This is a genomic window from Ruminococcus champanellensis 18P13 = JCM 17042, assembly GCF_000210095.1.
Taxonomy (GTDB): Bacteria; Bacillota; Clostridia; order Oscillospirales; family Ruminococcaceae; genus Ruminococcus_F; species Ruminococcus_F champanellensis.
In genome coordinates this window covers 817678-829053 of the sequence record NC_021039.1, presented here as the reverse complement: position 1 = coordinate 829053, position 11376 = coordinate 817678, and the positions used below count along the sequence as shown (strand labels likewise).

The 11376-nt window shown below is 57.3% G+C and carries 11 protein-coding genes and 1 pseudogene; 10 read left to right on the top strand and 2 right to left on the bottom strand.

Annotation, left to right across the window (positions count from 1 at the left end):
* The 7 genes and pseudogenes from RUM_RS11960 to tsaA form a co-directional block, all read left to right on the top strand.
* Nucleotides 1-1399: pseudogene (locus RUM_RS11960) on the top strand (hypothetical protein); the annotation flags it as partial.
* 18 nt (nt 1400-1417) lie between these two features.
* Nucleotides 1418-2461 carry a tetratricopeptide repeat protein gene (locus tag RUM_RS03650; RefSeq protein WP_015557860.1) on the top strand — a complete coding sequence of 348 codons (1044 nt, stop codon included), beginning with the start codon at nt 1418-1420 and terminating at the stop codon, nt 2459-2461.
* A gap of 2 nt (nt 2462-2463) precedes the next feature.
* Nucleotides 2464-2919 carry a pyridoxamine 5'-phosphate oxidase family protein gene (locus RUM_RS03645; RefSeq protein WP_041326557.1) on the top strand — a complete coding sequence of 152 codons (456 nt, stop codon included), beginning with the start codon at nt 2464-2466 and terminating at the stop codon, nt 2917-2919.
* Between the two features lie 127 nt (nt 2920-3046).
* A complete protein-coding gene (locus tag RUM_RS03640; RefSeq protein WP_022357699.1) occupies nt 3047-3304 on the top strand; it encodes an HPr family phosphocarrier protein in 258 nt (85 codons plus the stop codon).
* Nucleotides 3305-3319: 15 nt separating this feature from the next.
* A complete protein-coding gene (ptsP, locus tag RUM_RS03635) occupies nt 3320-4948 on the top strand; it encodes a phosphoenolpyruvate--protein phosphotransferase (protein ID WP_015557857.1) in 1629 nt (542 codons plus the stop codon).
* Nucleotides 4949-4961: 13 nt separating this feature from the next.
* A complete protein-coding gene (locus RUM_RS03630; RefSeq protein ID WP_015557856.1) occupies nt 4962-5768 on the top strand; it encodes an HAD family hydrolase in 807 nt (268 codons plus the stop codon).
* Between the two features lie 105 nt (nt 5769-5873).
* Nucleotides 5874-6554 carry a tRNA (N6-threonylcarbamoyladenosine(37)-N6)-methyltransferase TrmO gene (tsaA, locus tag RUM_RS03625; RefSeq protein ID WP_015557855.1) on the top strand — a complete coding sequence of 227 codons (681 nt, stop codon included), beginning with the start codon at nt 5874-5876 and terminating at the stop codon, nt 6552-6554.
* Nucleotides 6555-6629: 75 nt separating this feature from the next.
* Here the strand turns inward: tsaA and RUM_RS03620 are convergent, their stop codons facing one another.
* Nucleotides 6630-7058: an RrF2 family transcriptional regulator gene (locus tag RUM_RS03620; RefSeq protein ID WP_015557854.1), complete on the bottom strand. Its 429-nt coding sequence runs from the start codon at nt 7056-7058 to the stop codon at nt 6630-6632.
* A 179-nt stretch (nt 7059-7237) separates the two neighbouring features.
* On the opposite strand from RUM_RS03620, the gene RUM_RS03615 reads away from it, so the two are divergent.
* The 3 genes from RUM_RS03615 to RUM_RS03605 all read left to right on the top strand — a co-directional run bounded on the left by RUM_RS03615 (nt 7238) and on the right by RUM_RS03605 (nt 10347).
* Entirely contained in the window at nt 7238-8518 is a 1281-nt protein-coding gene (locus RUM_RS03615) for an O-acetylhomoserine aminocarboxypropyltransferase/cysteine synthase family protein (protein ID WP_015557853.1), read from the top strand.
* Between the two features lie 159 nt (nt 8519-8677).
* A complete protein-coding gene (locus tag RUM_RS03610; protein ID WP_015557852.1) occupies nt 8678-9424 on the top strand; it encodes an ABC transporter ATP-binding protein in 747 nt (248 codons plus the stop codon).
* Entirely contained in the window at nt 9421-10347 is a 927-nt protein-coding gene (locus RUM_RS03605) for a SufB/SufD family protein (protein WP_015557851.1), read from the top strand. Before RUM_RS03610 ends, RUM_RS03605 begins: the two co-directional genes overlap by 4 nt.
* 48 nt (nt 10348-10395) lie before the next feature.
* On the opposite strand, the gene RUM_RS03600 is transcribed toward RUM_RS03605, so the two are convergent.
* Nucleotides 10396-11376 (bottom strand): RluA family pseudouridine synthase, encoded by a 981-nt coding sequence (locus RUM_RS03600; protein WP_015557850.1) that lies wholly within the window; start codon nt 11374-11376, stop codon nt 10396-10398.

Genomic DNA, 11376 nt, shown 5'->3' with positions numbered 1-11376 from the left:
TATAGAGGACATTGACTCCATTCTGTCCCAGCTTTCTGCACCTGCAGCAGAGCCGAAGCCTGCGGCAGAAGCACCCAAGGCAGCACCTATGGAGGACATTGACTCCATTCTGTCCCAGCTTTCTGCGCCTGCAGCTGAACCGGAGCCTGTAAAGCCGGAAGTGATCCAGCCGGAGCCGGTACATCCCGGATCCATCTCCATCACCACCGGTGCATCCGACATTGTAGCAGTGACCGAACAGCAGATGCAGAGCTGGGATGACGTGGCAAACAGCCTGTTCAGCAATTCCCAGCCCTCCAAGGGATATACCGCTTCCTTTGATGAAGAACCTGCTCCCATTCCCGTAGAGCCGGTTGCAGTTGCACCCAGTCCGGCACCTGTTCCGGTACAACCCGTTATGCCGGAGTCTGCTCCCATTCCCGTGGAGCCGGTTGCAGTTGCACCCAGTCCAGCACCTGTTCCGGTGCAGCCTGTTATGCCGGAGTCTGCGCCCATTCCCGTAGAGCCGGTTGCAGTTACGCCCAGTCCGGCACCTGTTCCGGTGCAGCCTGTTATGCCGGAACCTACGCCCATTCCCGTGGAGCCGGTTGCGGTTGCGCCCAGTCCGGCACCGGTTCCGGTGCAGCCTGTTATGCCGGAGCCTGCGTCCATTCCCGTGGAGCCGGTTGCAGTTGCGCCCAGTCCGGCACCTGTTCCGGTGCAGCCTGTTATGCCGAAGCCCGCACCGGAGGAAGCCATTGCGCCGCCCCCTGCACAGGTGGTGGACAACATCGACGATGTTCTGGCAAGCATGCAGCAGAAATTCGCTGCCACCGCCCCGGTTCAGGCGGATGCCCCCACACCGGCACAGCCCACGGCACCTGTCAAGCCCAACCCGATCTTTGTGGGCTACAGTGCCCAGGGACAGCCGGTATACCAGGAATTCGACAACTATGGTCAGCCCATTCCCATTACCCAGCCGGTATACAGCCTGCCTCCCGTACAGCAGACACCGCACTCCTCGTATGGGACAAATGGAGGAAACGTGTTCCAGCAGGCAATCTCCAATCAGAATGCAAACAAGCGTTCCGTCTTTGATATGGAAAACGGCAACGCCACACCTCCTGTCATCAGCAGCGTAGAGGATATGCTCAGCGCCATGGGTGAAACAGTCACCAAGAAAAAGCAGGATGACGACAAGGTTGCGATAAACTTTGTAGAATACAAGGCGCCCCCAAAGCAGAAGCCTGCACCCAAGGCTACGCCCAAGCTTGCAGAGCCGCCCAAGCCGACTGCACCCATGACCAAGGCAGAGGCAAAGCGGCAGAAGAAGCTGGATAAGATCAACGCAGAATTTGAAAAACAGCTGAAGGCACGGGGCTTTGACACCACAGAAGGCAACCGCATGAAGCGGGGTTAAACGGAAGGACGAAACACGATGGCAACCACAATCCAAGAAGCTCTGGCAATTTGCAACGCCAATCTGACCGGAGATCTGAAAACCGACATTCCCTACCTGGAGGGGCAGGTGCGCCGCTATGCCCACGAGCCCAACGGCGAGGAGCTGGCAAAACGCATTACCGAGCTGGCATTCAGCCTGCTGCCCAAGGAACAGCAGGATCAGTTTATGACCGCTACCACCCTGAACGGCAAGCGGCTGGATGAGCTGTTTCATGAGGCACGGGAGCTGCTCAACCAGGAAAAATACCAGGAGGCAGCAGTGTCACTGCGTGCCTTGACTGCAAAATGCGAGGAGGGCTTCGGCAAGGAAAGCAAGCTGCATTATTTCAGCTTCCGGAATCCCTTTGAGTACCACCTGTACCGGATGCTCTATCCGGGACAGTCCAATATTGAACGTGCCCCCTATGATTTCGCCATGTACTATACACTGTACGGCTACGCCCTGGTGGAGCTGGGAAAGCTGGACGATGCAATCGAAGCGCTGGAGCAGGGCATCCGGTTCAACCCGGTAAGCTGCGATGTACGCTTTGAACTGGCGGAGGTCTACAAGCTGAAAAAGGAACCGGAAAAGCTGCTGGCTGTAATCAGGGAATTGTTCCCCATTGCCAACAGCACCTATGCCATGTCCCGGATCTACGCAGACCTTGGATTCTACGCCATTGCGGTGCATGATTACGATGCAGCGGTATGCTTCTTCTACGAAAGCCTGGTCTACAACAATCACCCGGGAGTACAGGCAGAGCTTGTAAATCTGCGAGGGCTGATGGGGCATAACATTGAACCGCCCACCCGGAAACAGGTTCTGGCGGTATTTGAAAAGTACGAACTGCCTGCCGGCCCCAATGAGGAACTGATCCGGCTGGCGCTGGTGCTGGCGAAAACTGCCGTACAGGATGAGCAGATGCAGCTGGGGGCATACTTCTACTCCATTGCCTATGACCTGACCCGGGATCCGGAAATCAAGAAGCAGATCGACGCCATCCGGGCTGCCATGACACCGGAGGAAAGCAAGCAGGCATGAGCATGCGGCGAACAGACCGGCAGATGGACAGGGATTCTGCCTGGCAGGCAGTGGACGCATGCAGCTTCGGCACGGTTTCCATGCTCCTGCCGGAAGGTGAACCCTACTGTGTGCCCCTTTCCATTGCACGGATCGGAGAAACCCTGTACTTTCACTGTGCCCAGGAGGGACTGAAGCTGAAGGCGCTGCGGAAGCATCCGGCAGTGTGCGTCAGCTGCGTGGGTATGGCGGAGCCGGTGCATGACAAATTCACCACCCGGTATACCTCAGCCATTCTCACCGGCACAGCCCGGGAGGTTACGGATGAGGCGGAAAAGATCCGGGCACTTCGGGCGATCTGTGAAAAGTATACCCCGGAGAATATGTCCCGGTTCGATGCCGCCATTGCGCAAAGCCTGTCCCGCACGGGCATCTGGCGGATCGATGTGACGGGTATTACGGGCAAATGCAAAAAATAAGGCGAAAGCCGGAGGAACTTCATCCTCCGGCTTTTTTGCGTCCGGAAGTATGTTTCCCAAAAAGCAGCCCATACTGCTACCAGAGCGGCAGAAGCCGCAGCCGCAGTGCGGCGGAAGGGAGCAGTTTATGAAACAGTTTGTGTATACCATTACGGACGAGAACGGCATCCACGCAAGACCTGCCGGGCAGTTGGTGCAGGCTGCAAAGGCATACGAAAGCGAGATCACCCTGACCAAGGGGGACAAAACCGCCAGCGCCAAGAAGCTGTTTGCTCTGATGGGACTGGGGGTCAAGCAGGGGGATCCGGTAACAGTGACCGTGGAGGGATCGGACGAAGCAGAGGCTGCTGCCGGGGTAGAAGCCTTTCTCAAAGCAAATCTGTAAGCCGGAGGGATGGACATGAACAAAATACAGGGCAAGGGGGTCTGCGGTGCCGTCACCATGGGGAAGCTGTACTTTTACAAAAAGGACAACGACACCATCAGCCGGAAAACCATAACGGATCCGGAGGCGGAGCAGCAGCGATTTGACCGGGCAAGGCAGCAGGCAGCACAGGAGCTGGATGCACTCCACGAAAAGGCACTGCGGGAGGTGGGGGAAATCCACGCCCAGATCTTTGAGATTCACCGGATGATGCTGGAGGATGAGGACTATTGCAGCAGCGTCAGCCACATTATCCACACCCAGCGAGTGAATGCAGAATACGCCGTGCTGCGCACCTCCGACTCCTTCTCCCAGATGTTCTCCACCATGACCGATGAGTACATGCAGGCACGGGCGGCGGATGTGGTGGATATCTCCAACCGGCTGATCCGCTGTCTCAGCGGCGGCAGCGAGGAATCCCTGCTGACCCGGGAGCCAGTGATCCTGGTGGCAGAGGATCTGACCCCCAGCGAAACAGTCCAACTGGACAAGGAAAAGATCCTGGCGTTTCTCACCCTCCGGGGCTCGGAGAACTCCCACACTGCCATTCTGGCACGCACCATGGCAATCCCGGCAGTGGTGGGGCTGGGTCATCTGGATCCTGCCATGGAGGGGAAAACCGCCATTGTGGATGGATTCACCGGGACAGTGTGCATCGATCCGGATGCAGAAGCCATTGCCGCATACACCCGGAAAAAGCAGCAGGAAGAGGAAAAACACCGGCTGTGGCAGTCGCTCCGGGGCAAGTCCAACACCACCCTGGACGGCAGGAGCATCCGGCTTTACGCCAACATTGGGGGGCTGGATGACATCAGCGCCGCCCTGCAAAACGATGCCGGGGGTATCGGTCTGTTCCGCAGCGAATTTCTCTATTTGCAGAACGACCACATGCCCACGGAGGAGGAGCAGTTCCGGGCATACCGGGAGGCGGCGGAGAAACTGGCGGGAAAGCCCGTCATCATCCGCACCATGGACATCGGGGCAGACAAGCAGATCGATTATTTTCATCTGCCCAAGGAGGAAAATCCGGCGCTGGGGTATCGAGCCATCCGGATCTGTCTGTCGGAACCGGAGCTGTTCCGTACCCAGCTGCGTGCCCTGTACCGGGCAGGGGTATATGGGGATCTGTCCATCATGTTCCCTATGATTACCAGCCCAGAGGAAATCCGGCATATCCAGAAACAGGCGGAGCTTGCCAGGCAGGAACTGCGTCAGCAGGAGATCCCCTTTCGGGAACACATGGAAACCGGCATCATGATCGAGACCCCTGCCGCTGCGGTCATCAGCGATATTCTGGCACCTATGGTGGATTTCTTCAGCATCGGCACCAACGATCTGACCCAGTACGCCCTTGCCATCGATCGGCAGAACCCCTCCCTGGAGGCTTTTTATCAGCCCCATCACGAGGCGGTGCTGCGACTGATCCATCAGGTGATCCGAAATGCCCACAAGGCAGGCATCTGGGCGGGCATCTGCGGCGAACTGGGGGCGGATCCGGCACTGACGGAGCGATTCCTGCGAATGGGCGTGGATGAACTGTCCGTATCCCCAGCACAGATCCTGCCCATTCGGGAAAAGATCCGCAGTATGGATCTAAGGCAATAACTGAGGAGGTAATATGGAAATCAAGCTGATCGCATGCGATCTGGACGGCACCCTGCTGGACAGCCGGGGCAGGCTCAGTCCGGAAAACCTGGATGCCATCCGCCGGATGACGGACAAGGGCTATTGCTTTGTGCCTACCAGCGGCAGGAACCGGGAACAAATCCCCCAGGCGCTACAGCAGTTTCCCGGCATCCGGTATCTGATCACCCTCAGCGGTGCCTGCGTCACACAGTTGCCGGAGGGCAAAGCCCTGTTCCGGCATCCGCTCTCCCGGGAGCATGCAGACCGACTTCTTCGCATTGGCAAACAGCAGGGAGCCGCCGTGCTGCTGTATACACCGGAGGGGGTGCTGCTGGAGCATGGGGCACTGGAACAGCGGCAGGATCGTGCCCTGTTGGAGGATGCCATCGGTATATGCCGACCGGTGGAGGATGCACAAGCCTTTTGCCTTGCCGAAGATGTGCAGGTGGAAAAGGCAGTGTTCTTCTGCCGGGATGCTGCCCAGGAAACCCGGCTGCATCAGGCACTGGATGACGGCACATTTCAGCTTTGCGTCTCTGCGGAAAACTGCCTGGAGGTCACCGCCCGGGGCATTCACAAAGCCACCGGCATCCGGGCACTGCTGCTCCGGCTCAAGCTGCTGCCGGAACAGGTACTGACCATCGGCGATTCCGGCAACGATGTTTCCATGCTGGAGCTGACCCCGAACTCCTTTGCGGTTGCCAACGCCATGCCGGAAGCAAAGCGTGCAGCCCGGCATCTCACCGTGTCCAATGACCAGCATGTGGCGCTGCGCATTGCCCGGCTGCTTGGAATATAGGGCAGCACCGCACAAAGCTGTGCGATGTTGCCTAAAACCCGTGACAAGCCCCGATTTTTGTGGTATACTAAAAGACAACATAAAGGACAACACCGGAGGCATTACATGGAACCCATCGCATACATTCACACGGACTTTCCCACCAAATTCGGACTGCCCCGTCAAAGCGGCCTGGTGGAGGCGCTGGAGGGGCAGGTAGTCTTTCTGCCTGCCTACAGCAAGCCGGAGGCATTCCGGGGACTGGAGCAATTCTCCCACATCTGGCTGATCTGGGAGTTCTCCGCCGCCAGGAAGCAAGGGGACTGGTCTCCCACTGTGCGGCCGCCCCGGCTGGGGGGCAACCAGCGCATGGGGGTATTCGCCACCCGCTCCCCCTTCCGGCCAAACAGCCTGGGGCTGTCCTGCGTCCGGCTGCAGGGGGTCAGCTTTGAGGGCGGACAAGCCGTGCTGCACGTTTCCGGCATTGATATGATGGATGGCACCCCGGTTTACGATGTAAAGCCCTACATTCCCCTGGCGGACTGCCGGACGGACGCAAGCCAGGGCTATACCCGGCAAACTGCAACCCACCAGCTAAAGGTTCACTTTCCGGCGGCATTGCTGGAACAGCTGCCGGCAGACAAGCGGGATGCGGCAGTGGGCATTTTACAGCAGGATCCCCGGCCGGGCTATTCTGAGGATCCGGATCGGATCTACGGAGTTGCCTTTGCCGGATTCGATCTGCGGTTCACAGTGACGGAGAATCAGCTGACGGTTCGGAGTGTGGAGCCTTTGGATAAACCATAGACAACACCGCACAGAGCATGCCTGGCGGCCGCCCATAAAATATCGCCCGATCTGGCATCAGATCGGGCGATGGTGTTATATGACAAAATCCCCGCCGGATTTGTCTGCGATCAGGTCCGCAATGGTAATCCCGGAGAAGAACTGGGTAATCAGCTCATACAGCCTCTTCCACATATCCAGCGTCCGGCAGTATGCAGCCCGGTCACAGGTCTTTGCGCCCGGTTCCAGACATGCCACCGGTGCCATGGAGCCCTCGGTTACATACAGAATATCCGCTACCGTGTACTGATCCGGCGCACGGTTCAGCCGATAGCCGCCTCCCTTGCCCCGGAGTGCATCCACCAGTCCTTTTTTGCTGAGCATGGACACAATGCTTTCCAGGTATTTCTCCGAGATCTCCTGCCGCTCGGCAATATCCGCCAAAGGTACATATCCGCCGCTGTTGTGCTCCGCCAGATCGATCATCACCCGCAGGGCATACCGTCCCTTCGTGGAGATCATCATAATTCCCACCTCCTTTGTTCAGCCGGTCATGGCTGCCTCTGATCTTATAAACCTATTATACCACAGGAAAAATAGAATTTCAACTCTTTTTTTCTGAAAACCCCTTGACAAGCAGGAAATGTTCTGCTATAATACAATCAACATATAAACCCACCGGGTAAATGAAAGGAAGGAATGTTATGAGTTATCAGTTTGAAACATTGCAGGTACACGCAGGACAGGAGAAGCCGGATCCGGCTACGGATGCCCGGGCAGTGCCCATCTACGCCACCACGTCCTATGTATTCAAGGACAGTGCCCAGGCGGCAGGCAGATTTGGTCTGACCGAAGGGGGCAATATCTACACTCGTCTGATGAACCCTACCTCCGATGTATTTGAACAGCGGATTGCTGCTCTGGAAGGCGGCGCAGCGGCTCTGGCAGTTGCCACCGGCTCCGCAGCCATTACCTACGCCATCCAGAACATTGCCCTTGCCGGGGATCATGTAGTCGCATCCCACAACCTGTACGGCGGCACCTACAACCTGCTGGCAAACACTCTGCGGGAACAGGGCATTACCACCACCTTTGTGGATCCTTCTGATCCGGCGAACTTTGAAGCAGCCATCACGGACAAGACCAAGCTGATTTACGCTGAGACCCTGGGCAACCCCAATTCTGACGTGATCGATCTGGAAGCCATCAGTGCAGTTGCCCACAAGCATGGCATTCCTCTGATCGTGGACAGCACCTTTGCAACCCCCTATCTGCTGCGTCCCATCGAGCACGGTGCAGATGTGGTGGTGCATTCCGCCACCAAGTTCATCGGTGGTCACGGCACAGTAATGGGCGGTGTCATCGTGGATTCCGGTAAGTTTGACTGGACGCAGAATGACAAGTTCCCGGGACTGACTGCCCCCAACCCCTCCTACCACGGAGTAGTATTCTCCCAGGCATGCGGCAACATTGCCTACATCATGAAGATCCGCACCACCTTGCTGCGGGATCAGGGTGCCACCATCTCCCCCTTCAACTCCTTCCTGCTGCTCCAGGGTCTGGAGACCCTGTCCCTGCGGGTAGAACGGCATGTGGAAAACGCCCTGAAGGTGGTGGACTATCTGTCCAAGCACCCCCAGGTTGAACGGGTCAACCACCCCTCCCTTGCCACCGGTCACGCCAAGGAGCTGTACGACAAGTACTTCCCTAATGGCGCAGCTCCCATCTTCACCTTTGAAATCAAGGGGGGCGCAGAGGAAGCAAAACGCTTTACAGAAAGCCTGCAGTTGTTCTCCCTGCTGGCAAATGTGGCGGATGTAAAATCCCTGGTGATCCACCCTGCCTCCACCACCCACTCCCAGCTGTCGAAGGAGGAACTGCTGGCAAGCGGCATCAAGCCCAACACCATCCGGCTGTCCATCGGCACGGAGCATATCCAGGACATTCTGGCAGACCTGGAACAGGGCTTTGCGGCAGTACGCTAAACACACAACCCTTCTACGGAGCATGCAGATCTGCATGCTCCGTTTTTGTTTTGCAAAAATAATATCCCCCGGGGGATTGATTTCACATGGGATTTTCGGTATAATATAATAGTATGGGTCCGATAAGACCCGAAAATGATACCAGCAAGGAGCAAAAACATGCTTGAATTACAGAACGTCTGTTTCGAGGCAGAGGGCAAGCAGATTCTCCGGGACATCAGTCTGACTCTGGAGGATCGCTTTGTTGCAGTCACCGGGCCCAACGGCGGCGGCAAATCCACCCTCGCCAAGATCATTATGGGCATCGACCAGCCCACCAGCGGCAGGATCCTCTTTGACGGCACGGATATTACCGGCATGTCCATCAGCGACCGGGCAAATCTGGGCATCAGCTACGCTTTTCAGCAGCCGGTACGGTTCAAGGGACTGCGGGTGCAGGATCTGCTGAAGCTGGCAAGCAAAAAGGATACCACCGTCACGGAGGCGTGCAGCGTCCTCAGCGAGGTGGGACTGTGCGCCCGGGATTACATGAACCGGGAGCTGAACAGTACCCTGTCCGGCGGCGAATTAAAGCGGATCGAGATTGCCATGGTACTGGCACGGGGCACCAAGCTGTCCATTTTCGATGAGCCGGAGGCAGGCATTGACCTGTGGAGCTTCCAGAATCTGATCCACGTATTCGAGAAAATGTACGAGAAGATCCGGGGCAGCATCCTCATCATCAGCCACCAGGAGCGGATCCTGAACATGGCGGACAAGATCCTCTACATCAAGGATGGTTCCGTTGCCGCATACGGCGCAAAGGATCAGATCCTGCCCCAGCTTCTGAAAAATCAGGACAGCAGCACCTGCAAGGTACTGACGGACAAGCTGGCAGAGGGGAAAAAGGAGGTGCCGGTGGCATGAAGGAACTGAACACATACGAAAAGGAGCTGCTGCACCAGGTAGCCGAGCTGGATGCGCTGCCGGTGGGGGCATACAACATCCGTGCCAACGGTGCAAGTGCTGCCCGGAATACCACAGCGCACATTGACATTGTGACCAAAACGGACAAACCCGGCATCGACATTATCATCAAACCCGGCACCGTGAATGAAAGTGTACATATTCCGGTCATCATCAGCGAAAGCGGACTGAAGGACAATGTGTACAACGATTTCTTCATCGGCGAAAACTGTGACGTGACCATCATTGCCGGCTGCGGCATCCACAACTGCGGCTCCGGCGACAGTCAGCATGACGGTATCCACACCTTCTTTGTGGGGGAAAACAGCAAGGTGCGCTATGTGGAAAAGCACTACGGCGAAGGAGAAGGCAGAGGCAAGCGGTTCATGAACCCCACTACCATTGTGCATCTGAACAGGAATGCCCGGATGGAGATGGAAACCACGCAGATTGCCGGCATTGACGACACACTGCGGAAAACCACTGCGGATCTGGCGGAGGGCTCCAGCCTGGTGATTCACGACAAGATCATGACCACCGGGGATCAGCACGCCATTGCAGAGTTTGATGCAGATCTGAACGGAGCAGGCAGCAGCTGCAACATCGTCAGCCGCAGCGTTGCCAAGGAGAACAGCAGGCAGGAATACACCAGCCGGCTCAACGGCAATGCCCCTTGCAGCGGCCATACGGAATGTGACGCCATTATCATGGACCACGGCTGCGTACTGGCAAGTCCCCAGCTGACTGCCAATCATGTGGACGCATCCCTGATCCACGAAGCCGCCATCGGCAAGATCGCCGGAGAGCAACTGATGAAGCTGATGACCCTGGGACTGACCGAAAAGGAAGCGGAAGAACAGATCATCAACGGGTTCCTGAAATAACATCCTAACGCAAAACAGTCCGGGAAGCAATGCTTCCCAGACTGTTTTTTACGTTATGGGCGGTGGCAGCTGCACACCCGGGAAAAAAGCGGAAACGAAAGGAACCTCCGGGGCGGTCACGATCCTGCCGCTAAGAGGTGCCAATGCACCATCCAGTTCCGGAAAGCCCAGCCGCCACGCCCAAAGCTGCTGGGTGAACACCCGGTACCGCCGATTTGCCCGGACGCTTCCATACTTGTTATCCCCCAGCAGGGGCGCTCCCAGATGGGCAAGATGGGCACGGATCTGGTGCGTCCTGCCCGTATGCAGAGTCACCAGTACCAGACTCAGTCCCTGCTCCTGCGCCAGCACCCGGTATTCCGTATCAATGGGCGCAAAGCCCTCCGCCGGTGCATCCCGGATCTCCACCAGGTTTCCGGCAGGCTGCTTCCGGTGGTATGCCTGCACCCGATCCTGCTGCCTGGGAGGCAGCGCCGCCGTAACGCACAAATACTGCTTGCACAGCTGACGACTGCGGATCAACTCGTTTACATCCCGTAAAGCAGCGGCGGTCTTTGCCGCGATCACCAGCCCTCCCGTGTTCCGATCCAGTCGGTTGCACAAAGCCGGCGTAAAGGACTGCTCCCCGGCAGGGTCATAGGTGCCTGCCTGGTACAGATGATGCAGCACCCGGTGGATCAGGGTATCCTCCGTGCCTCCATTGTCCGCATGCACCACCAGTCCCACCGGCTTGTTGAGAATCAGCACCTGCGTATCCTCATACACCACGTCCAGCTTCGCAGGGGCTTTGAGAAAGTCCGGAGTCTGCTGTGGGGCATGCTCCGGAAAAAAATCATCACTGATGAAAAAGGTCAGCACATCCCCCGGCTCCAACCGGTCGGAAATGGCGCAGCGCTTGCCGTTCCGCTTGATATGCTTGGTGCGGATGAATTTGCACATAAGCCCTTTGGGCAGAGCAGGCATGGATTTGGCAAGGAACTTGTCCAGCCGCTGTCCGGCATCGTTTTGCTGAATGGTAATCTGTCGCAT